The 20,839-nt window shown below is 60.4% G+C and carries 20 protein-coding genes and 1 pseudogene; 13 read left to right on the top strand and 8 right to left on the bottom strand.

Features of this window, described 5'->3' with window-relative positions:
- Nucleotides 1-54 precede the first annotated feature (54 nt).
- Genes JNB88_RS00215 through JNB88_RS00205 form a run of 3 tightly spaced genes read right to left on the bottom strand, consistent with a single transcriptional unit; the run spans nt 55 to nt 4,262 of the window.
- On the bottom strand, nt 55-1,671 hold the full coding sequence (locus JNB88_RS00215; protein ID WP_220353808.1) for a response regulator: 1,617 nt from the start codon (nt 1,669-1,671) through the stop codon (nt 55-57).
- The gene (locus tag JNB88_RS00210; RefSeq protein WP_220353807.1) at nt 1,664-2,101 is read right to left on the bottom strand and encodes a response regulator; all 438 of its coding nucleotides are present in this window, start codon (nt 2,099-2,101) and stop codon (nt 1,664-1,666) included. Before JNB88_RS00210 ends, JNB88_RS00215 begins: the two co-directional genes overlap by 8 nt.
- Complete coding sequence (locus tag JNB88_RS00205; RefSeq protein WP_220353806.1) at nt 2,088-4,262, bottom strand: sensor histidine kinase; 2,175 nt, start codon at nt 4,260-4,262, stop codon at nt 2,088-2,090. The genes JNB88_RS00210 and JNB88_RS00205 overlap by 14 nt, the downstream gene beginning before the upstream one ends.
- Before the next feature lie 133 nt (nt 4,263-4,395).
- Between JNB88_RS00205 and JNB88_RS00200 the strand changes: the two genes are divergently transcribed.
- From JNB88_RS00200 to JNB88_RS00190, 3 genes are all read left to right on the top strand, one after another.
- Entirely contained in the window at nt 4,396-4,770 is a 375-nt protein-coding gene (locus tag JNB88_RS00200) for a response regulator (RefSeq protein ID WP_220353805.1), read from the top strand.
- A gap of 316 nt (nt 4,771-5,086) precedes the next feature.
- Nucleotides 5,087-5,791: a response regulator transcription factor gene (locus tag JNB88_RS00195; RefSeq protein ID WP_037139086.1), complete on the top strand. Its 705-nt coding sequence runs from the start codon at nt 5,087-5,089 to the stop codon at nt 5,789-5,791.
- A 14-nt stretch (nt 5,792-5,805) separates the two neighbouring features.
- Nucleotides 5,806-6,240 (top strand): response regulator, encoded by a 435-nt coding sequence (locus JNB88_RS00190; RefSeq protein WP_220353804.1) that lies wholly within the window; start codon nt 5,806-5,808, stop codon nt 6,238-6,240.
- Between the two features lie 2 nt (nt 6,241-6,242).
- Here the strand turns inward: JNB88_RS00190 and JNB88_RS00185 are convergent, their stop codons facing one another.
- The 5 genes and pseudogenes from JNB88_RS00185 to JNB88_RS00165 form a co-directional block, all read right to left on the bottom strand.
- Nucleotides 6,243-6,959, bottom strand: a complete 717-nt coding sequence (locus tag JNB88_RS00185; RefSeq protein WP_420832154.1) for a sensor histidine kinase — start codon at nt 6,957-6,959, stop codon at nt 6,243-6,245.
- Nucleotides 6,960-7,040: 81 nt separating this feature from the next.
- The gene (secD, locus tag JNB88_RS00180; protein WP_037139091.1) at nt 7,041-9,596 is read right to left on the bottom strand and encodes a protein translocase subunit SecD; all 2,556 of its coding nucleotides are present in this window, start codon (nt 9,594-9,596) and stop codon (nt 7,041-7,043) included.
- Nucleotides 9,597-9,688: 92 nt separating this feature from the next.
- Nucleotides 9,689-10,072 carry a hypothetical protein gene (locus JNB88_RS00175; protein ID WP_220353802.1) on the bottom strand — a complete coding sequence of 128 codons (384 nt, stop codon included), beginning with the start codon at nt 10,070-10,072 and terminating at the stop codon, nt 9,689-9,691.
- Between the two features lie 19 nt (nt 10,073-10,091).
- Nucleotides 10,092-10,271: pseudogene (locus JNB88_RS00170) on the bottom strand (hypothetical protein); the annotation flags it as partial.
- A 65-nt stretch (nt 10,272-10,336) separates the two neighbouring features.
- A complete protein-coding gene (locus JNB88_RS00165) occupies nt 10,337-11,758 on the bottom strand; it encodes an ArnT family glycosyltransferase (protein ID WP_220353801.1) in 1,422 nt (473 codons plus the stop codon).
- Between the two features lie 649 nt (nt 11,759-12,407).
- Here JNB88_RS00165 and JNB88_RS00160 point away from each other — a divergent pair.
- From JNB88_RS00160 to cheT, 10 genes are all read left to right on the top strand, one after another.
- Nucleotides 12,408-14,021, top strand: a complete 1,614-nt coding sequence (locus tag JNB88_RS00160) for a globin-coupled sensor protein (RefSeq protein WP_220353800.1) — start codon at nt 12,408-12,410, stop codon at nt 14,019-14,021.
- A gap of 63 nt (nt 14,022-14,084) precedes the next feature.
- Nucleotides 14,085-14,381, top strand: a complete 297-nt coding sequence (locus JNB88_RS00155) for an STAS domain-containing protein (RefSeq protein WP_037139103.1) — start codon at nt 14,085-14,087, stop codon at nt 14,379-14,381.
- A complete protein-coding gene (cheY1, locus tag JNB88_RS00150) occupies nt 14,378-14,743 on the top strand; it encodes a chemotaxis response regulator CheY1 (RefSeq protein WP_007530053.1) in 366 nt (121 codons plus the stop codon). Before JNB88_RS00155 ends, cheY1 begins: the two co-directional genes overlap by 4 nt.
- 17 nt (nt 14,744-14,760) lie before the next feature.
- Nucleotides 14,761-17,037 carry a chemotaxis protein CheA gene (locus tag JNB88_RS00145; protein ID WP_220353799.1) on the top strand — a complete coding sequence of 759 codons (2,277 nt, stop codon included), beginning with the start codon at nt 14,761-14,763 and terminating at the stop codon, nt 17,035-17,037.
- Nucleotides 17,038-17,041: 4 nt separating this feature from the next.
- Nucleotides 17,042-17,509, top strand: a complete 468-nt coding sequence (locus JNB88_RS00140) for a chemotaxis protein CheW (protein WP_037139109.1) — start codon at nt 17,042-17,044, stop codon at nt 17,507-17,509.
- On the top strand, nt 17,506-18,417 hold the full coding sequence (cheR, locus tag JNB88_RS00135) for a protein-glutamate O-methyltransferase CheR (RefSeq protein WP_220353798.1): 912 nt from the start codon (nt 17,506-17,508) through the stop codon (nt 18,415-18,417). The genes JNB88_RS00140 and cheR overlap by 4 nt, the downstream gene beginning before the upstream one ends.
- The gene (gene cheB / locus JNB88_RS00130) at nt 18,414-19,457 is read left to right on the top strand and encodes a protein-glutamate O-methylesterase CheB (RefSeq protein WP_220353797.1); all 1,044 of its coding nucleotides are present in this window, start codon (nt 18,414-18,416) and stop codon (nt 19,455-19,457) included. Before cheR ends, cheB begins: the two co-directional genes overlap by 4 nt.
- Nucleotides 19,457-19,846 (top strand): response regulator, encoded by a 390-nt coding sequence (locus JNB88_RS00125; protein ID WP_007530058.1) that lies wholly within the window; start codon nt 19,457-19,459, stop codon nt 19,844-19,846. The genes cheB and JNB88_RS00125 overlap by 1 nt, the downstream gene beginning before the upstream one ends.
- Nucleotides 19,843-20,397 (top strand): chemoreceptor glutamine deamidase CheD, encoded by a 555-nt coding sequence (gene cheD, locus JNB88_RS00120; protein WP_113575348.1) that lies wholly within the window; start codon nt 19,843-19,845, stop codon nt 20,395-20,397. The genes JNB88_RS00125 and cheD overlap by 4 nt, the downstream gene beginning before the upstream one ends.
- A gap of 17 nt (nt 20,398-20,414) precedes the next feature.
- Entirely contained in the window at nt 20,415-20,807 is a 393-nt protein-coding gene (cheT, locus tag JNB88_RS00115; RefSeq protein ID WP_220353796.1) for a chemotaxis protein CheT, read from the top strand.
- The last annotated feature ends 32 nt before the right edge of the window (nt 20,808-20,839 follow it).

Below are 20,839 nucleotides of genomic sequence, written 5' to 3'. Positions count from 1 at the left end.
GTCCGGATGGCTGTGAAGGCGTCGTAAGCGCCAGAATCAGTGCGATTATAAACGTCATGCGGTTATAATTGGAGCGCGCCTGTTATGTTCCGCATAAAGAACCAGGCTATCTCCACTCGATTGCAGATCCAAACTGTCCAATCCGTCCAGCACTTCCCGGAATTGCTGGAGCGTCGGCGGCTTGATCATGTAGGCGCTCGCGCCAAGGTTCCTGGCGCGTTGCATGTCATCTTCGTCGCTGGAGGTGCTGAGGATGCAGACGGGAATGCTTTTCAGCTGCGTGTCCGCGGACAGCGCGTCAAGAACCTCGAAACCGTCCATGATCGGCATGTTGATGTCGAGGAGCATCAGGTCGACGGCCGGCACTCCGTCCGTGGCGGAGCGTTCGTGCAGCAGCCGCATCGCCTCGCGTCCGTTGGCGGCGACATGAAGATTGAAATTCACCTTGGCGCGCTGCATCAGCTTTATCTTGAGGAGCTGGACGTCAGCCGGACTATCCTCGACCAGGAGAACTTCGGCCAGCCTGGAGGAGCTTGCGGACGGTGGAGCCGTTTTCGTGTCCTGGCCGCCGTTCGCTGAATTTGTGGAAACCAGTGCAGCAGGCGGGGTAAGCGGCAGCTCGACTACAAAGGTAGAGCCTCTCGGCTCGTTGCCCTCACAGCGGATCGAGCCGCCATGCAGCTGCGCGATCCGTCGGCAGATGGCAAGTCCAAGCCCCGTTCCCTCGATGCCACGGCCCACCAGACGCTTGAACGGCTGGAAAATGACCTCGCGGTGTTCCGGATCGATGCCGGGACCGTTATCCTCCACCACGAGGCGGCATAGGGAGCCGTCGCTGGTCGCGGATATGCGAACCTCGGGGCGGTCGGTAGAGTAGCGAATCGCATTTGAGACGAGATTCTGCAGCAGCTGCACGAGCAATGTCTGATCGCCCATCACTTCAGGCAACCCGGTGGAGGAGATCGAGGCTCCCGAAGTGGCGATCTGTTCGCGAAGATTGCTCACGACCCGTTCCATGGCCGAGGAAAGAGCCACGGGTTTCAGGTCCAACTCGCCCGACACCTCGAGCTTCGTGAAGCCCGAAACCTTGACGATGAGGTCTTCCATGTGGTCGGCGGCGCCGAGCACATAATCCAGCAGCTCGCGATCCTCATCCGATAGTGTCGGGGAGACCTGCAGGATCTTGCTGAACGATTTGATCGTGCGCAGGGGCTCTTTCAGATCGTGCGCCATGGCGCGCGTGAAGATTTCGAGCGACTGCCGCTTCTGCTCCAGTTTGGCTTCGAGGTCGCCATGCATGATGGCATTCTGGATGCACCAATGGAGCGTTTGCGGTGAAAGCGCGTCCTTGGTGAGATAGTCGCGGGCGCCGGCTTTCATGACCTCGACGGCGATGGTCTCGCTTCCCTGGCCGGTCAGCATCACGACATTGGCGGTCGGATCTTGCCTGAGGATTTCCTCCAGCACGCCAATCCCGTCTCGGCCGGGCAGGGAATAGTCGAGCAGGATGCAATCCGGCCGTTTCTCGGCGCTGAGGACAAGCGCTTCGTCACCATTCTCCGCCTCGCGGACACCGTAGCTTGCCTCCGCCACGCGCGAGAGCATGCGTCGGTAGAACTCGCGGTCGTCGGCGTTATCGTCGACGATGAGTATGGCGCAGTCGTCAACCACGGCCTTCCCCATCCGCCGGCAGGATCGCGATCTCGAACCAGTATTCCTTCAGCCTCTGTATGGCGCCGAACAGCCCGTCGAGATCCACCGGCTTCTGCACATAGGTGTTGGCGCCGAGTGCATAGCATCCCTCGATGTCACGTTCGTCATCGGATGTCGTCAGGATCACCACAGGGATCTTGCGCCACTCCGAATTCGACTTGATCGCCTCGAGCGTCTTGCGCCCGTCGAGGCCCGGCATGTTCAGATCCAGAAGGATCAGACCTGGCCTTGGCGTCATCGCCGCCAGCGCTTCCAATGCCTCATAGCCCGACGCCGCCCAGCGGACCGGGTTCTTCAGCTTGGCGCGCTGGAAGGCCCGCAGCGTCGCTTCGAAATCGTCCTCGCTGTCCTCGACGATGAGGATCGGCTGTGTCTCACGCTGCGGCATGCTGGTCCTCTCGCTTGTGACCCAAAGTGAAGTAGAAGGTCGTGCCCCGGCCGACCTCCGACTCCAGCCAGATATCGCCTTCGTGCCGGGCGATGATCTTGCGCACGAAGGTCAGCCCGGCGCCGGTTCCGTCATCGGAATCCTTAGGCTTTTCCAGCCGTTTGAAAATACGGAAAATGTCTTCGTGGAATTCGACCGGAATGCCCTTGCCATTATCCCTCACGAAGAAGACCTCTCGCGCCGAGGTTCCATCCTTGCCGGTAAAGCGTTCGAGATGCCCGATCGTCACCAGCGGCTCCGGCTTGTCGTTGTATTTGACGGCATTGGTGATCAGGTTCCGGTAAACTTCCGTCAACCGCAGGCCATCGCAGACGATCTCGGGCAGAGAGCCTTCGATCTCAACCTTGGCATGACGCTCGTCGAGATAAAGTTCCATCGTCGAAACGACATCCTTGACGATAGCGTTCACGTCACTGCGCTTGATCGCCAGCTGCTGGCGGCCGATGCGCGAGAAGTAGAGGAGGTCGTTGACCAGCTTCTCCATCCGCTGGCTGAGCAGAACGAGACGATTGAGACGCCGCACACCGTCTTCGTCCAGCTGCTTTTCATAGTCTTCGAGAAGAAAGCGCGAGTGATTGTGCAGGCCGCGCAACGGTTCCTTGAGGTCGTGCGAGGCGATGTAGGCGAATTCATCGAGGTCGGCGTTGCTGCGCTCGAGGTCCGCTGTGTAGGCCTGCAGCTGCCGGAACATGGTCTTGAGCTGCTCTTCGTGCTGGACCCGATCGGTGATGTCGCGGAGGATTCCGACGAAGGTGGTCGGAGTATCCGATGCTAGCTTGCTGACGGAGAGATCGAGGGGAAACACGTCGCCGTTCTTGCGCCGGCCGGAAACCGACCGGGTGATGCCGAGAATGTGCTTCTGACCGGTTCGCAGGTAGCGTTCCACATAGTTGTCGTGCTCGGAATGATAAGGTTCCGGCATCAGCAGTCGTACGTTCTGTCCAATCACTTCCTTTGCGCTGTAGCCAAACATCGCCTCCGCTGCTGGATTGAACAGCGAGATGGTTCCCTTCTCATCGGTGGCAATAATAGCGTTCGGCGTATTTCGGGTAACGCTGTCGAAGCGAATCCGCTCCGCGTTGAGACTGATGCTCTTGCGAAGGAAGTAATAGACCAGCAAGGCAACGAGCCAGAGGGTCGCTATCGTAATGCTCCGGTTGGTGGCTTCGTACCAATAGCCGGGACCGTCTCGGTCGACGGCAAAGAACCCCAGCGACACAAGCACGGAACAGGCGAACGCGAAAGAGAAGGGTGCGTTCTTGTTGCCGAACCACAGCGATGCCAGCACCAGCGGTACATAGAGAATGCCGTTTGCCACGCCGAGAGGCGTGTAGAGATCGACAAAGAGTCCGGTAAGGCAGATGAGCGCGGGCAGCCAGATGGGCATGTGCCCGCGGCTTTCCGGTTTCACCCACCAGGAACGCGCAAGCATCGCGGAGCCGAGTAGCACCAGTCCGGCGGCCGTATGTAGGGCCATGCCGACATTGCCCCCCCACTGGTATCCTTGCTCGGCTTGCGTTGCATAGCCGGCAAGCGCCGCCATGCCGAGCCCTATGACGACGTAGCCGACCAGTTCCTGGACCAACTGCGTTCGTTCCACGCGACTGGCAAGCGCAAAGGCCAGCGAAAGATTGGCCACCAGGAAGATGACGGCGGTATTCGGCGCCATGCCGCGGTCAATCCTGGCGGCGAAGGCCGGCTCGACGATCGCGGCGGCGAGGAAGTGTTCGACGATCTGGGCGTGATTGCCCACGAAAATGATTTCGATCAGCCGCAGCCCGCTCATCGCCGCGGCAAGGCTGAAAAGCAGGAAGGCCAGCATGTGGCTGCCCGGACGGGCTTGAACGGATGCGATGAGGCCGAGGCCGGAGCACGCAAAGCAAAGGGCCGTGTTGAGGGCCATGGCCGAGAAGCCGGGCAGCACGGAGAGCACTGCCTCGACCCGCATCATCCAGGCCGCTATCACGACGAGGCCGAGCGCAACGAGGAGAGCGCCGATCGCGATCACGACGATCCGATAGCGTCGTGCGCGGATGTGGTTATGGGCACTCCCAGCCTGGATCGGCTCTCGCACGCGTTCTCTCCCGTTTTGCGGGCTCATCTAGTTCTGGAAATTGAAAATTTTCAATATGGTTCGGTGGAAATCGGGGCCGTTTCCTGCAAGCCCGGATTTCGATTTTTCTGCCATCACATCCTGGGGCATAGTGGCTGCCTTATGGTTCGACGGGGCGCGCATGCCGGCAATATTCTACGTTGATGACAATGGGGATGACCTCTTCTACGCCGACTATGTGCGTAAGAAGCAGAAAATCGAGGTTACGCTGCGTTGCTTCGAGAGAGCGGAGCAGGTCTTGGAGGCGCTCGAAATGTTGCATGCCAAGGGTGAAGAACTGCCGGATGTCCTGATCGCGGACCTCTATATGCCGCTCGATAGCGGTCTCGCCCTGATTACGGGCCTGCGTGCCGATCCGCGGTTTTCGACGATAAGGCTGGGTGTTTGCACAGGCTCAGATGCGGACGAGGACCGACGCCGTGCGCTGGCCGCGGGTGCGGATTTCTACATCGAGAAGCCGATCGATCTTTCGGCCGTACTGGCGCAGCTTGTGTGATGCCGGAAGAAAACGGTGAGAGAGCCGATCAGCCTTAAGTTTGCCGCCACAAACACAGTCAACCCCTTGACTGAAAGGCTGGCCGGCTCCCTCCAATGCCGCTATGGGCACCGCCCTCCGCACACAAGGGGTGTTGGATGCGGAAAGATAGAAGACCCGGGAGGAAATGGTTCAAGCCCTCCATCGTGCAGATTGAGGTCTTGTTTCAATTTCGTCCTGCAATAGTCTTGCTGGTGCTAATAACTGTGCCGATCTATGAGGTGTATCCTCAGATCTTGGGATAGGGCGCCAAACTTGCGAGGCACCGGGACGTGCAATGAGAAATGCCGCCGCAATTCCTTTCCACCTCGGGCCGGAGCTCGGTCGGGCGATCAATCGCACCGATTTCTTTCGGCTGCTGAAGGCTGCCGCGCAGCACTATCGCTTTGAATGCTTCGCCCTGGCGCGTGTTTCGGAAGCCACGCCGCCTTTCAGCGCACGCGAGATCATTATCACCAATGTCGCCGAAAGGCGCGTGACCCTGTTCCTCTATGGGATGCGCCAGGCGCTTGGACTCCTCAAGACGAAGGCCTCGCAATTTCTCGCAACACCATTGACCGGAAGCGGAAGCCTGCCTCAGGACTATCCGCGTGATCTGGTCCTCAACGAGTTCGACGGCAGTACCTTCCTGCTTGTGCCGTTGTTCACGCCCGAGGGCCGACGTTATTGCGTTGCCTTCAGCGGAAAGCGGTCTGAACCTGATCAGGGCGAGGTCGCGGAAGTTCTGCTCGACACGATGCGGATATTCGACAAGTTCTACGAGGAGATACTGGCGCATGAGATGTCAGGACGTCTCACGCAGCGCGAAACCGAAGTCGTGAAGTGGACGAGCGAGGGCAAGACCTCGGCCGACATTGCGATCATCCTTGGCCTGTCGGAACACACCGTCAATTCCCACATTGCGGCCGCCGTCAGGAAGCTCGACGCTGCCAACCGGGTCCACATGGTTGCGATCGCGCTCAGGATGGGGCTGGTTTCGTGACGGGAGAGAAGGAAATGGCAGCCGATGCGGTCCACGATGCCGTCAAGGTCCTCTTCGTCGATGACGAGTTCATCGAGTTTCGATCGCTGCAGAAGAAGACGGCGAAACTGACCGAGCCGCCGGTTGCGCTCGAATATGCACAGTCGGTTGATGCTGCACTGGAAAAGCTCGGCGCCGGCAAATTCGATCTGATCCTGCTCGACAATCGCTTGCTGCCGAACGCCGATTTCCGCGAAACGGTGCCGAAGCTGCGCGGCAACGGCTATACCGGCCCTATCGGCGTTGTCTCCATGGATATCTCCGACGGCTACTTCCAGCAGTTTCCGGACTACGGCGTGGATTTCCGGATCGGCAAGGAAGAGATCGACGCCGAAACCCTGCAATATATCATCCGCGAGTATGTCACATACAACGTTCCTGACGTCTGGAAGGACGACTATAACAGGTGACGCTACGCTCCGGGTGAGGGCAGGCTGATCGCAAACCTGCTACCGTCTTTGTCAGAATGTTCGAGGCGAATACTGCCGCCGAGCGGAAGCAGCATCTCGCGCGCAGCCGTGAGGCCAAGCCCCGGACCCACCGGTCGGCCATCCGGCGGGAGCTTCCAAAAGGCGTCGAAGACTTTTCCCTGATGGGCGGGGTCGATGCCGGGACCATTGTCCGACACGCGGATCGTCACGCCCGCGGCATCCTCGTCCGCCTCGATCGCGACGATCGGAGGGGAGGAGCCGCGATGTATCAGCGCATTCGCAATCACGTTCATGAGCGCGACCCTTACGATCGCGGCGTCCGATGTGATCGCCGGCAAGTTGCCGTGCCGCAAGGTCGCACCCGACGCGGTGACCTCGCTCGTCAGGTCCGCCCAGATCTCGTTGACGAGGCTGTCCAGATCGATGTTTGTTGCGGTCACCTGCGGCGTGCCGCCGGCAAAACCCATCAACGCCTTGGTGAGCCGCTGTGCTGCCTGAGCCTTGTCGAGGATTGTTTGCAGACTATTCAATTGGTCGCCGTCGAGCTTGCCGGCCAGATCGTCGAGCAGGATTTCCGCATACATCGCTATGTGCCGCAGCGGCGACTGAAGATCGTGTGAGGCAATCGCCAGGAAGCGCCGGATGCGCTCTTCGTTTTCTGTTGATGCGACCGATTGCTCTGACGACATGCTGCACATTCCCCCGCCACTTCCGCGAAAATAGAAAGGGGGCGCCGGTTCTGCAACCGGCGCCCCCTTTGTTTTACATCAGCTTTGTGCTCAGCCGGCCGTCTTGCGCGGCTGGCTCTCCTGCGGAGGGATGATCTCGGCTTCGGTCTCTGTCGTCGTCATGGCCTTGCCATGGCGACGGCGCCAGTCGCCGAGGAACAGCAGGATCGGCGCTGCGATGAAGACCGACGAAGCGCCGGCAACGAGGATGCCGAAGACCATCGGAACAGCGAAGCTTTCAACCGCGCTGCCGCCCCAGATTGCCATCGGCAGCAGGGCGAGGAAGGCGGTTGCGTTGGTGTAGAGGCTTCGCGCCAGTGTCTCGTTGATCGAACGGTCGATGAGCTCGCGCAGCGGCATCGACTTGTAGAGCCGCATGTTTTCACGCATGCGGTCGTAGACCACGACCTTATCGTTCACCGAATAGCCGACCAGGGTCAGGATGGCGGCGATGGCGGTAAGGTTGAAGTCGAGGCCGGTCAGCGCGAAGAAGCCGATCGCCTTGGTCACGTCGAGGATGAGGGTGACGATGGCGCCCACGGCGAATGGCCACTCGAAGCGGTACCAGATGTAGAACAGCATCGCCAAGCTCGCGATGACGACCGACAGGATGCCGGCCCAGGCGAGTTCACCACTGACCTTGGGACCGATGACGTCGGTGCCGGTCACGGTTGCCGACGGGTCGATCTTGATGATCTCCGCCTTCAGCTTCTCGACAGCCGCTGTCTGCGCTTCCTCACCGCCGTCCTGGCGCTGTGCGCGCACAGCCATGGTGTTGTTGTCACCGTAGGATTGCAGCGAGACTTCGCCGAGGCCAAGGCTGTTCAAGCCTTCGCGGAAGCGGCCAAGATCACTGGCCTCCGCTGTTTTCACCGACATCTGGATACCACCACGGAAGTCGACACCGTAGTTGAGGCCCGGATGAATGAAGAGAACGACCGAAGCGATCGACAGAAGTGCGGAGACCGTCACGCCGAAGAATCGAGCCTTCATGAACTGGATGTGGCGGCCGTAAGGGTTGAACATCATCGGGATCAGCGGTTTGATGTTCAGGACCTTCAGCTTGCGACGACGCGTGATCTCGATCATCGTGACGCGAACGAAGGCAACCGACGTGAACATCGAGATGATCAGGCCAAGCGCCATGGTCACGGCGAAGCCGCGAACCGGGCCGGTGCCGAACCAGAACAGGATCGCCGCTGCGATCAGCGCCGTCATGTTACCGTCGATGATCGTCGAATAGGCGCGGCGGAAGCCGGTGTCGATTGCGGCGAAGGCACTCTTGCCCTTGCGCGTTTCTTCACGGATGCGCTCGTTGATGAGAACGTTCGCGTCAACCGCAAGGCCGATGCCGAGGACGACACCGGCGATACCCGGCAGCGTCAGCGTTGCGCCGACAAGCGTCAGCGCCGAGAAGGTCAGGATCGTATGGATGAGGAGCGCGAAGTTCGCGAGGAAGCCCCAGGTGCCATACAGGATGAAGATGAAGGCCGCGACGAGTGCAAAGCCGACGATACCGGAATAGATACCCATACGGATAGCGTCCGCGCCGAGGTCGGCACCGACAGTACGCTCTTCGATCACTGTAAGCTTCGCAGGCAGTGCGCCGGCGCGCAGCATCGCGGCAAGCGTCGTTGCGCTGTCGGCCGAGAAGTTGCCGGAAATCTGGCCGGAGCCGCCGGTGATCGGTTCACGGATGACAGGTGCGCTCAGAACCTTGTCGTCGAGGACAATGGCGAATGGATTGCCGACGTTCTGGCGGGTGATTTCGGCGAAGCGGGTTGCGCCGGCACTGTCAAAGCGGAAGCTGACGACAGGTTCACGCGTATTGGGATCGAAGCTGACACGGGCATCGGAAAGGCGGTCGCCCGAGATCTCGACGCGGTCGAGAACCGGATAGCTGTTGCCCTCCTCGTCCTTCAGCATCGTCACGCCCGGTCCGGGCTGGTTGTTCGGGGCGAGCATGTGGAAGGACATCTTCGCCGTCGAGCCGAGAAGCTGGCGAAGGCGGGACGGATCCTGTGCGCCGGGAAGCTGCACGAGCACGCGGTTTCCGCCGATGCGCTGGATCGTCGGTTCGGCAACGCCAACCTGGTCGACACGCTGGCGAATGACTTCAAGGCTCTGCTGAACCGCGGAATCGACATTGGCTGCGATACCGGCCGGCGAGAAGGCGACAATGATGTTGCCGCCGTTGGTCGTCACCGAGAGATCGGACTGGCCGGCGCTGAGGCCGGTGGCGATGGCATTGCCGAGGGTCTTCAGCTGGGTGACGGCCTCGTCTGTCTGTGCGGTATCCGTCAGAGTAACGACAATCTGGCTCTGATTGCGAACGACCGACTTCGTCTGGATGTTCTTTTCACGAAGTACCCGACGGGCATCCTGAAGGAGCGATTGCAGGCGCTCGCGAGTCAGGTCCGCTTCATCGACTTCGAGAACGAGGTGCGAACCGCCGCGAAGGTCGAGACCAAGCGAAACCCGATTGTGCGGCAACCATGAAGGCAGACGATCGAGAGTGGATTGCGGCAGGGCGTTCGGCAAGGCGATGAGAATGCCGAGGAAAATGATCACCGAATAGGTGAACACCAGCCATGGTGAATTACGCATGTTGTTGTCTATCCTTGATAACGCCTGAGCCTGTGCTCCCCACACAGGCGGCGTGTCTTAAAAGCAATGGAAAGCGCCACACTGGCGCACAGTCATGCCGCGGCCGATGGCGGGCCGTGTGAGTCGTAAGCCTTGGCATCCGTCGCGCGAAACGCGGCATGGAGTGATGCCAGATCCGGTTGGTCGCTGCCGGAAGGCAGTTCGACACTCAGTATGTCGACGATTGTAGCGCCGCCTGAATCATAAAGAGCGTACTTCGGTGCGACCTTGCGGTCGGTCGTCAGAATCCCGCGGACAGTATCGCGCGCACTTACCTGCAGAGGCTGACTGTCCTTGCTCGGCGAGGAAATCGCGTTCGGACCGCGCGCGGCGCCGATAACCAGGTTGCCGCCAAACAGCAGGCCGAGATAGGCAAAAATGGCAACGGCCAGAGAAATCGCAACGCGACCGCTCATGCGGCGCGCATCGAGCCTCATCTGACAGTCGTCTGGATTTCTAACCTCGTACCGGCTCAACGGCGCAAAAGTCTCTCATTTTTTCTTTGCGGGAAGGCGTTTCCTCGGCTGTGATTGTAACAGTCTCGGTCTCGTCTTCATAGGGCACACTGTCATGATGCACTTGGGCCGGTCGGTCAACCATGCCCATTGAGATTTCCGGTTCCCCGACGATGACGGTGTGCTTCGTGTTCATTCAACGTCTTCGACGTCGCGCGCTGTGTCCCGCCTAGGCTCGCGTGATGTTCAGTCGGCTGCAAGGCAGGTCGGCGAAACCCTGTAGGCGAAGATCGTTTTGCCACGATAGTAGCCTTGTGCCGGCTGCCAGCTCCGGATGAGTTCGGGCGCCTGCGCGCATTCCACCGGATGTGTGGTCACGTAGAGGACGCTGTCTGCGATATTGCCCGGCAGCGCAAAGGTCTGTTCATAATAGTTGTCGGGTGCGCCGACCGGTGGCTTCGCATAGATGCGAACGTTGTCGTTTCGCAGGGTGTGGAACATGTCCGCCAGCAAATCGCGGCTGTCGCTGACAATGATGGAAGTGGCCGACTGCCGTGCCAACTCGCCAGCCTCGCGACTGATTTCGCTGCGACCCAGATAGCGCTTCATGATCTCGTTCCCATCAGGCAGTACCAGCTGATGGGCAAAGACCGCAGCCAACGGAAAAAGCAGGCTTGCCGTACCGTTGATCGCAAGGGACAGGCGCAAGCCCTTCGGCCAGAGGCGCTCCAGCAGCCACACCGCAAGGATCGTGCCTGCGATGTACGCCGTCACGCCCCAATTGGCATAGGCCTTGGCGACCAGCGCCTGCAGGGTGATCAGCACTACAACCGGGATGGAGAGCCAGATCAGCAGCGCTTCCCGGCCATCAACCTTCCCTCTGAGGCCTCGCGCGACGGCCCAAAGCAAGGCGAAGAAAACGATCGGTCCCACCACGCCGAATTGCGCCCCGAAGAACCCAAGACCGCCGGCGAAGTCGATGCCGAGCTTGCTCCAATGCGCGATGCTGGTTGTGTGCCGGACGGTCGTGGCGTCATGTGCGAGGTTCCACCAGAGGTTCGGCGCGGCAACAGCGAGCGCAACCACCACGGATATGCAGAAATCGCGCCATGCGATGCGCGCGCTCGGAAGCAGTATCAGCGCGACCAACCCGCCGGGAACGACGAAGAGGATCGCGTATTTCGAAAGAAAGGCACAGCCGAATGCAAACCCCATCAAAAGGGCGAGGCCCACGGAGCGCTTCTCGGTCAGGCCGAAATAGGCCCAAAGCGCGACCGTCAGGAAAAAAAGAAGCACGACATCGGTCGAGAAGAACACCGACGACAGCGCAACTCCCGGCAGGGTGATGAATGTGGCGCCGGTCCAGCCTTCGACCTTGGGGCCGACTAGGCGCTTGGCCGTCTTCATCAGGATGATCGCGGTCGCCATGTGGATCAGCGGCCCGCTCAGCCTGATCCAATAGATCGACGTCGATCCCGCGAGCTCGGTCATCGCTCGAATGACCCAGGCGATCATCGGTGGCTTCGAGTAATAGCCAAAGTCGAGATTCTGCGACCAGAACCAGTATTGTGCCTCATCGACGAACAGATCGGTGCTGTCGAAGTGAAGGGTGACAACCCGCCAGAGCGTTATGCCGAGGATGATGAAGAGGCCAAGTCTCGCAGACATGTACGCAGTTTCCGCTGAACTCAAACGCTGTAGTAACGCCAAGGATTAACGCGGCGACGTGGCGCGCATTTGACGACTCGTTGCAATCTGCTTGCGGAAATTTAAAGGACGCGCAGGGCAACCTGGCTGCGGGTCGCTTCGATATAGTCAAGCAGCGCGACGGCTGCGAGAACAGCGATCGAAAGAACGCACGACCCCAATCCGAGAACAATCATTGCCCAATCCTTCTGACGTCATGTCACGGTTATTTCCGGGCGTATAACACAAAGCTTGCGTCGGACTTGTAGCAGCGCTGCAACGCAAGGCCAGTAATTCGTAGATGGTTATTAGGGTTCGCTGGAAAGTCGACATTCATAAAATCCGCATTAACCTTCAGGCAAGGAATTAACCATAAACATTGCATACACGTCGGAATGGGAAAAACTCACTCGTTCCCACCAGGCATGACGCCGCACCGCCGTACCGGGTCGATCCGGAATCCATCACTTTCAAGCAACTCCGAAGCAGAATTTACTGATCGGGAGGCTTCAGTCCGCCGGCGGCCGCCGGAGGCAGGCCACTGAGCAGCATCATCTCTGCCGTTCGGAGCAAGAATTTACTGACGGGCAGACGCCCGGCACGTGGTTGGGGACAGGCGTTGGGGCAGGAAATGCCATCAGATCAGGCTCGAGGAACGCAGGCAGGCAGCTTGCGTGAGCGGCTGCGCTTTGCCGGTCTCGACGCCGAACAGTGCGATCTGGTTCGGCGCCACCGCATCGACCTTCAGCAACATTTCACCGCCGGCCTGCGCGATCTCTTCCAGCGGTTTCAGTCCTTCCCGGATGCCGCGCGCAATTTTGAAAGCGAACGCCAGGTAGAGCGGCTTCACGACCTGCAGACATCGCATTGGGACGTTTTGACCGATGCGCGTTTCGACAGTCTCTATGCCGAACGCGTGAAGGTTCTCTCCGATTCCGAAAGCAAGATGGGTCTCGACCCGCGCTGGCATGTCGCCGGCCACGGCATTGTTCTCGAGCACGTCATTGGCGGTCTTGCGACGGAGCTGGCCGGCCGTTCCTTCCTGCCGAGCAGCCGCCGTCGCGCCAAGGAAATCTCCGATCTGATGACCGCGATCATCCGCTTGGTCATGGTGGATGTCGAGATCGCCGTATCCCTGCGTTTCAACGCTTTGCGGGCGTCCCAGCAACGTGCACTGGCCGATCAGCGCAACAATGACCGGGCCGACGTCGTTCGCGTTTTCGCCGACGTGATCAATGGCCTCGCCGCCCGCGATCTCACGGTTCGAGCAACCGTCGAGGACGACGGCGCCCATCGGGATATCGCGCAGGCGCTGAACGGCGCGCTCGATGCCGTCCAGTCCGAATTTCAGATGATTGCGGAAAAGACCGTTGCGGCCGGGACGTCGGTGCAGACACTTGGCGATGCCTCGAAGCAACTTGCCGGAAACTCATCCGCCCATGCCCAGCAGCTTCTCTCCTCCGCTGCCGCGCTTGCCGATCTCTCCGAAAGCGTTCGCCACGGTGCCGCGGGTAGCCGCGCTGCCGAGCAGGCCGCGGCTTCGACCCGCACTGCGGCCGAAGAGAGCGGCCAGGTGGTCGGACGCGCGATTGCGGCCATGGCGGATATCGAACAGTCCGCCGAGAGAATTGGCCAGATCATCGGGGCGATCGACGAGATCGCCTTCCAGACCAACCTACTGGCGCTCAATGCGGGGATCGAAGCCGCCCGCGCGGGCGATTCCGGACGCGGTTTTGCTGTCGTGGCACAGGAAGTTCGCGCCTTGGCGCAGCGCTCCGCCGACGCCGCGCGCGAGATCAAGACGCTGGTGAGCACAACCAAGTCGCAGGTGGATGCCGGCGTTCAGATGGTCGGACGCACTCAAGATTCGATTGGCAACATCGTTCGCCAGGTCAGTGAGATCAACACGGCGATTGCCACCGTGGCAAATCAGGCAAGCGAGCACGCTGCAAACCTTGATGTCGTCACAGCTGACGTGAAGGGCCTCGGCGTCCAGATCCACGAAAACGCAGCGTCCGCAGCTCGTTCCGCGGAAGGAGCAGATTACCTCCATACCGTAATCGTCGAGCTTGGCCAGACGATCCGCGAGTTTCGTATTGCCCGCAAGAACGCAGAGCCCGCGCGCCCGGCGCCACTGTTGTCTCCGGCAGTCGAGATCAGGCGGCCTGCCGATGTCGCGGCGGAAGACGAGGACTTCGGATTTCCGCCGTCGGTCGCATCGGTCGGAGGGCGGATTGTTTACTAACGCACGGGTATATGAGCGCCGCTCGCATTCTTTGAGCGGGAACCAGAGGACAAGGAAGGGCTGATGGCGGCAAGAAAAACTGGGAAGACGCTGAATCTCTCGGCGGTGCTTGATCTGAACGAAGCGACGGCGCTTCGCGACAAGTTCCTGTCGTTGCGCGGCAATGATCTGACCATCGACGCCTCCGCAGTCGAACGCGTCGGCGCGCTGGGTGCGCAGGTCCTCATGGCCGCGGCCAAGACCTGGGACCAGGACAAGCTCGCCTTCACATTCAGCAAGGTTTCGGACGCATTTCAGAAAACCATGCAGCTGATCGGTGTCGATATCCACCATCTGCTCGCCAAGGAGATCCGGCAATGAAGAAAAAAGTGCTTACCGTGGATGATTCACGGACCATCAGGAACATGCTTCTCGTAACCCTCAACAATGCGGGTTTCGAGACGATCCAGGCAGAAGACGGCGTCGAAGGTCTCGAGGTTCTGGAAGAATCCAACCCTGATGTCATCGTCACCGACATCAACATGCCGCGTCTTGACGGTTTCGGCTTCATCGAAGGTGTTCGCCGCAACGACAAGTATCGCGCGATCCCGATCCTGGTCCTGACGACCGAAAGCGATGCGGAAAAGAAGAACCGCGCGCGTCAGGCTGGTGCCACCGGCTGGATCGTCAAGCCGTTCGACCCTGCCAAGCTGATCGATGCCATTGAGCGTGTAACCGCTTAAACCCAGGATTTTCTCCTATGGATATGAACGAAATCAAAGAGATCTTTTTCCAGGAGTGCGAGGAGCAGCTCGCCGAACTGGAATCCGGTCTTCTGAAAATGAATGATGGCGATCGCGATCCGGAAACCGTCAACGCGGTGTTCCGTGCCGTCCATTCGATCAAGGGCGGCGCTGGCGCCTTTGGTCTGGATGATCTCGTCGCTTTCGCGCATGTCTTCGAGACCACACTTGATTGCGTTCGTTCCAACAAGCTTGAGCCGACACAGGATGTCCTGAAGGTCATGCTGAAGTCGGCAGACGTGCTGGCCGACCTGACCAATGCCGCCCGCGATGGCGGCAGCGTCGATGAAAGCCGCAGCCGCGGTCTGGTCAAGGAGCTGGAAGCGCTCGCCAATGGCGAGCTGCCCGCTCCGACCGCTTCAGTCGAAGCACCCGTCGCGAAGCCGGCGCCGGTTGCCGCCGCTCCGGCGCCCAAGCCGACTGACGACAGCGGCTTCCAGCCGATTCCCTTCTCCTTCGATGATTTCGGCGGCGAAGAGGACACAGCGTCCGACCTCCCGTCCTACGAGATTACCTTCAAGCCGCGCTCGGACCTTTATTCCAAGGGCAACGACGCCACCCTGCTGCTGCGCGATCTCTCCCGTCTCGGTGAGATGAGCGTCTACTGCAACATGGACGTACTGCCCGGCCTCGATGAGCTCGACCCGGAAGCGGCCTATTTCTACTGGAACATCACACTCAAGACCGACAAGGGCGAAGACGCGATCCGCACCGTGTTCGAATTCGCCGAGTGGGATTGCGATCTGCAGATAACCGCGTCCGAGGCGAAGGCGGCCGTAGCCGACACCGAAGAACTGCCGATGATCCCGGTTCCCTTCGACCTGTCAATCCTTGACGACGGGGCTGCAGACGCCCCGGCTGAGCAGCCGAAGTCTGACGCGGCCGCCGCAGTCGCTGCTGCCGAAACCGCTTCCAACGTCACGCAGATGGCTGCCGCCGCTGCTCGTGTCGAAAAGAAGGAATCCGCTGCCGCCGCCGCTGCAAGTGCGGCTGCCGCTGCTCAGAACAATGCCGCTGCCGCAAGCGCCGGCCAGACGATCCGTGTTGACCTCGACCGCGTCGATCGCCTCATCAACCTCGTTGGCGAGCTCGTCATCAACCAGGCGATGCTGTCGCAGAGCGTTATCGAGAACGACACCACGGGCACGTCGTCGATCAACATGGGCCTCGAAGAGCTGCAGCAGCTCACCCGCGAGATCCAGGACTCGGTCATGGCGATCCGCGCCCAGCCGGTGAAGCCGGTCTTCCAGCGCATGTCGCGTATCGTTCGCGAAATCGCCGACATGACGGGCAAGACAATCCGCCTGATCACTGAAGGCGAAAACACCGAAGTCGACAAGACGGTCATCGACAAGCTCGCCGAGCCGCTGACGCACATGATCCGCAACGCCGTCGACCACGGTATCGAGACGCCGGAGAAGCGCGCGGCCAACGGCAAGAACGTCGAGGGCACCGTCCGCCTGACGGCAAAGCACCGGTCTGGCCGCATCCTGATCGAGCTCGCCGACGACGGCGCCGGCATCAATCGTGAGAAGGTCAAGCAGAAGGCCATCGCCAACGAGCTGATCCCCGCCGATGCCAACCTGACGGATGAGGAAATCGACAACCTGATCTTCCTGCCGGGCTTCTCGACGGCTGACAAGATTTCCGACATATCAGGTCGCGGCGTCGGTATGGACGTCGTCAAGCGCTCGATTCAGGCGCTCGGCGGACGCATCAACATCACTTCGAAGCCGGGCCAGGGCTCAGTCTTCACGATGAGCCTGCCGCTGACGCTTGCCGTTCTCGACGGCATGGTCGTCACGGTCGCCGGTCAGACGCTGGTTGTGCCGTTGACGGCAATCGTCGAGACCCTGCAACCGGAAGCCGCCGCGATTCACTCCTTCGGCGCAAACCATCGCCTGATCTCGATCCGCAACAGCTTCTGCCCGCTGGTCGACGTCGGTCGCATCCTGAACTTCCGCGCAACGCAGGCAAATCCGGTGGAGGGCGTCGCTCTCCTCGTGGAATCCGAAGGCGGCGGTCAGCGCGCCCTTATGGTCGATGCCATCCAGGGCCAGCGCCAGGTCGTCATCAAGAGCCTCGAAGCGAATTATACACACGTTCCGGGCATCGCTGCCGCAACCATCCTCGGGGATGGCCGCGTGGCGCTCATCTTGGACGTCGACGCGGTCGTGGGCGCATCGCGCGGCCAGGCCTTGAAGCAAGACGTATCGCTGGCAGCAGTAGGTTAAGGTTATGTCGTACGCCGTAAAAAGTCTGAATGAGGCGGATCGCGAGCTGATCGCGTTCCGCGTCGGGGATCAGGAGTTTTGCGTAAATATCATGTCGGTTCGCGAGATCCGCGGCTGGACGCCGGCAACGGCCATGCCGCACTCGCCATCCTACATGAAGGGTGTCATCAATCTGCGCGGCGCCGTATTGCCGATCATCGACCTGTCGGCGCGCCTTGGCATGAAGGCGGCCGAGCCGACCGCACGCCACGTCATCATCGTGGCGCAGGTGCGCCGCAAGGTGGTCGGGCTGCTGGTCGATGCCGTGTCCGACATTCTGACCGTCACCGAAGACAACGTCCAGCCGACGCCCGAGATCGCCTCCGAGCTGCAGCGTCAGTTCGCACGCGGCATCTTGGCGATCGACAAGCGCATGATCTGCCTGCTGGAACTCGATGCGATCTTCCCTGATACGGAAAGTGAAGCTGCATGAATGTCATGAGTGCAAAAGACGTGCGGCAGGGTAGCCCGGACGAGGTTCTGGCGAGCGGCGAATATCCGCTGACGCGCCGCGACCTCACGGAAATCGCTGCGATGATCTACTCGGATGCAGGGATCTACCTGAACGAGACCAAGGCCTCGCTCGTTTATTCACGTCTGTCGAAGCACATTCGCAATCTCGGTCTCTCGGGTTTTCGCGAGTATTGCGCACTCGTTTCGTCGCCGGCCGGGGCCGCTCCGCGCCGCGAAATGCTCTCGCATCTGACGACGAACTTCACGAGGTTCTTCCGCGAGAACCATCACTTCGAGCATCTGCGCGATCACGTCCTGCCAGAGCTGCTACAGCGCGCCAAGATGGGCGGTCGCGTTCGAATCTGGTCGGCGGCTTCGTCGGATGGCCAGGAACCCTATTCGATCGCGCTGACCGTCCTGTCGATGATGCCGAACGTTGCCGACTACGATTTCAAGATTCTGGCCACCGATATCGATCCGAAGATCCTGGCGATCGCTCGTGCCGGCGCCTATGATGAGAGTGCGCTCGAAACCGTGTCGCCAGCGATGCGCAAGCAGTGGTTCAGCGAGGTCGAGGTCCAGGGACGCCGCAAGTTCCAGGTCGATGACCGCGTGAAGCGCCTGATCACCTACAACGAACTGAACCTGATGGCGCAGTGGCCGTTCAAGGGCAAATTCGACGTCATCTTCTGCCGCAATGTCGTGATCTACTTCGATGAGCCGACCCAGATGAAAATCTGGTCGCGCTTTGCCGAACTGATGCCGGAGGGCGGCCATCTCTATATCGGTCATTCCGAGCGCGTTTCCGGCGACGCCAAACATGTCTTCGACAATATAGGTATCACGACCTATCGCTACACGAGCAAGGGCGTGGGGAGGAAGGCATGAGCGCACCCGCCAGAGTTCTCGTGGTCGACGACTCCGCGACGATGCGCGGCCTGATCACTGCCGTGCTGAGCGCCGACCCCGATGTCAGCGTTATCGGCCAGGCCAGTGATGCGCTCGAGGCGCGCGAAGCGATCAAGAAGCTCAATCCCGATGTCGTGACGCTCGATATCGAGATGCCCAACATGAACGGTCTCGATTTCCTCGAGAAGATCATGCGGTTGCGCCCGATGCCTGTGATCATGGTCTCGACGCTGACGCACCGCGGCGCGGATGCTTCGCTCGCAGCGCTCGAGATCGGCGCCTTCGATTGCGTCGGCAAGCCGCATCCGGGCGATGCCCGTCCTTTTGGCGATCTGGCTGAGAAAGTGAAGGCGGCCGCCCGTTCGCAGCGGCGCCAATATACTCAGCCGACGCCGGCTGCGCCGCCGCCTGCCGTCGCCGACTTCCGCGTCGGTCGCAAGATCGTCGCGATCGGTTCGTCGACCGGCGGCGTCGAGGCGCTGATCGCCGTGCTCCAGAAGTTCCCGGCGAACTGCCCGCCGACGGTCATCACCCAGCACATGCCGCCGACCTTCACGAAGAGCTTCGCCGAGCGACTCAACCGCCTCTGTGCGCCCGTCGTTCAGGAAGCGACCGATGGGGCACGCCTGGAGATCGGCAAGATCTATCTTGCGCCGGGCGGCGAGCGTCATCTGCAGGTCGCCAACGCTCATGCGCCGTGCTGCCGCCTCGTCGAGCGCGACCCGGTCAACGGCCACCGTCCGTCTGTCGATGTCCTGTTCGACTCGGTGGCGGAGCTTGCCGGCCGCAATGCCGTTGGTGTGATCCTGACCGGGATGGGACGCGATGGTGCGGCAGGTCTCCTGAAGATGCGCCATGCCGGCGCGCGCACACTCGGCCAGAACGAAAAGACCTCAGTGGTCTACGGCATGCCGAGGGTCGCTTATGAACTCGGCGCCGTCGAGCAACAATTGCCGCTGAACAGCATCGGCGAAGAAATCTTGAAAATGACAGCCGCCCGAAAGGAAGGAACTGAGTAATGTCTATCGCAGAGAAAATTAAAGTTCTGATCGTCGACGATCAGGTGACCAGCCGCCTGCTGCTCAGCGACGCGTTGACCCAGCTTGGCTTCAAGCAGATCACCGCCGCCGGCGACGGCGAGCAGGGCTTGAAGATCATGACCCAGCAGCCGCATCATCTTGTCATCTCGGACTTCAACATGCCGAAGATGGATGGCCTCGGCTTCCTCCAGGCCGTTCGCGCCAACCCGGCGACGAAGAAGGCAGCGTTCATCATTCTGACGGCGCAGGGCGACCGCGCGCTCGTTACCAAGGCGGCCCAACTTGGCGCCAACAACGTTCTCGCCAAGCCCTTCACCATCGAGAAGATGAAGGCGGCTATCGAAGCCGTATTTGGAGCATTGAAATGACACTCGACGTTGCAGCCCGCCGCGTCCATATCATCCAGGGCGAATGGAAGGTCCTGAATGATCCGAACGCGGTTCTGACGACCATCCTTGGATCGTGTGTGGCTGCATGCCTGCGAGATCCCGTGGCAGGTGTTGGAGGAATGAATCACTTCCTTCTGCCGGGGACAGGAAATACGCCGATGACGGGCGGCGACGCCACGCGGTATGGCGTTCACCTGATGGAATTGCTGATCAACGGCCTCCTGAAGCAGGGCGCGCGCCGCGACCGCCTGGAGGCCAAGATCTTCGGCGGAGCGAAGACGATCTCGACATTCTCGAATGTCGGTGAACAGAACGCGGCTTTCGCTGTGCAATTCCTGAAGGATGAAGGCATTCCGGTTGTCGGCTCCAGCACGGGTGGCGATCACGGGCGCAAGCTTGAATACTGGCCGGTTTCAGGGCGCGCTCGACAGTACCCGTTGACCGGCGCGGAAACGCAGAGAACTGTTGCGCTCGAGCAGCGTCCAGCCGCTCCGCAGAAACCTGTCGAAACCAGCATCGAATTCTTCTGAGGGCGAGGACCTTATTAATGACCGTGAATGCAATGACAGAGCAGCCGTCGCCTGCCGAGGCCTTGCCCGATGTGCTGATGCGCATCGTCCAGGAATTGCATGACGTCGCCTATCTGATCGAGCGGATCGAGCCGCAGCTCCTCGAAGTAGGTGGCGGTGCCGAACTGCTGAACTCGCCGGAAAGCATGAAAGTCATGCAGGGAATTGACCTTGCCGTACAGAAGACACGCGGTCTTGCCGAGTTCATCGACACGATCACGGGCGAGATTCCGCAGGATTGGGCAGTCGATGTCGCAACTGCGTTGAGTCTTGTGAAACTCAGTGAAATGCAGCGGGCGCTCGGCGGTGACGCCCGCTATGGAAATGTGCAGCCTCTGGCGAAGGCGGCCGGAGACTTCGACTTCTTCTGAACCTGTTTTTACTCGTACGTCCTTACGAAACG

Origin of the sequence: Rhizobium cauense (assembly GCF_019511525.1) — a bacterium.
Lineage (GTDB): Bacteria > Pseudomonadota > Alphaproteobacteria > Rhizobiales > Rhizobiaceae > Rhizobium > Rhizobium cauense.
The sequence above is the reverse complement of the archived record's forward strand: the minus strand, read 5'-3'. Positions and strand labels throughout refer to the sequence as shown.

Excerpts from the sequence above, each read along its gene's own strand:
- JNB88_RS00210 (WP_220353807.1), bottom strand. The coding sequence starts at position 2,101 with ATGCCGCAGCGTGAGACACAGCCGATCCTCATCGTCGAGGACAGCGAG.
- JNB88_RS00205 (WP_220353806.1), bottom strand. The coding sequence starts at position 4,262 with ATGAGCCCGCAAAACGGGAGAGAACGCGTGCGAGAGCCGATCCAGGCT.
- JNB88_RS00200 (WP_220353805.1), top strand. The coding sequence starts at position 4,396 with ATGCCGGCAATATTCTACGTTGATGACAATGGGGATGACCTCTTCTAC.
- JNB88_RS00195 (WP_037139086.1), top strand. The coding sequence starts at position 5,087 with ATGAGAAATGCCGCCGCAATTCCTTTCCACCTCGGGCCGGAGCTCGGT.
- JNB88_RS00190 (WP_220353804.1), top strand. The coding sequence starts at position 5,806 with ATGGCAGCCGATGCGGTCCACGATGCCGTCAAGGTCCTCTTCGTCGAT.
- JNB88_RS00185 (WP_420832154.1), bottom strand. The coding sequence starts at position 6,959 with ATGTGCAGCATGTCGTCAGAGCAATCGGTCGCATCAACAGAAAACGAA.
- secD (WP_037139091.1), bottom strand. The coding sequence starts at position 9,596 with ATGCGTAATTCACCATGGCTGGTGTTCACCTATTCGGTGATCATTTTC.
- JNB88_RS00175 (WP_220353802.1), bottom strand. The coding sequence starts at position 10,072 with ATGAGGCTCGATGCGCGCCGCATGAGCGGTCGCGTTGCGATTTCTCTG.
- JNB88_RS00165 (WP_220353801.1), bottom strand. The coding sequence starts at position 11,758 with ATGTCTGCGAGACTTGGCCTCTTCATCATCCTCGGCATAACGCTCTGG.
- JNB88_RS00160 (WP_220353800.1), top strand. The coding sequence starts at position 12,408 with ATGCCATCAGATCAGGCTCGAGGAACGCAGGCAGGCAGCTTGCGTGAG.
- JNB88_RS00155 (WP_037139103.1), top strand. The coding sequence starts at position 14,085 with ATGGCGGCAAGAAAAACTGGGAAGACGCTGAATCTCTCGGCGGTGCTT.
- cheY1 (WP_007530053.1), top strand. The coding sequence starts at position 14,378 with ATGAAGAAAAAAGTGCTTACCGTGGATGATTCACGGACCATCAGGAAC.
- JNB88_RS00145 (WP_220353799.1), top strand. The coding sequence starts at position 14,761 with ATGGATATGAACGAAATCAAAGAGATCTTTTTCCAGGAGTGCGAGGAG.
- JNB88_RS00140 (WP_037139109.1), top strand. The coding sequence starts at position 17,042 with ATGTCGTACGCCGTAAAAAGTCTGAATGAGGCGGATCGCGAGCTGATC.
- cheR (WP_220353798.1), top strand. The coding sequence starts at position 17,506 with ATGAATGTCATGAGTGCAAAAGACGTGCGGCAGGGTAGCCCGGACGAG.
- cheB (WP_220353797.1), top strand. The coding sequence starts at position 18,414 with ATGAGCGCACCCGCCAGAGTTCTCGTGGTCGACGACTCCGCGACGATG.
- JNB88_RS00125 (WP_007530058.1), top strand. The coding sequence starts at position 19,457 with ATGTCTATCGCAGAGAAAATTAAAGTTCTGATCGTCGACGATCAGGTG.
- cheD (WP_113575348.1), top strand. The coding sequence starts at position 19,843 with ATGACACTCGACGTTGCAGCCCGCCGCGTCCATATCATCCAGGGCGAA.
- cheT (WP_220353796.1), top strand. The coding sequence starts at position 20,415 with ATGACCGTGAATGCAATGACAGAGCAGCCGTCGCCTGCCGAGGCCTTG.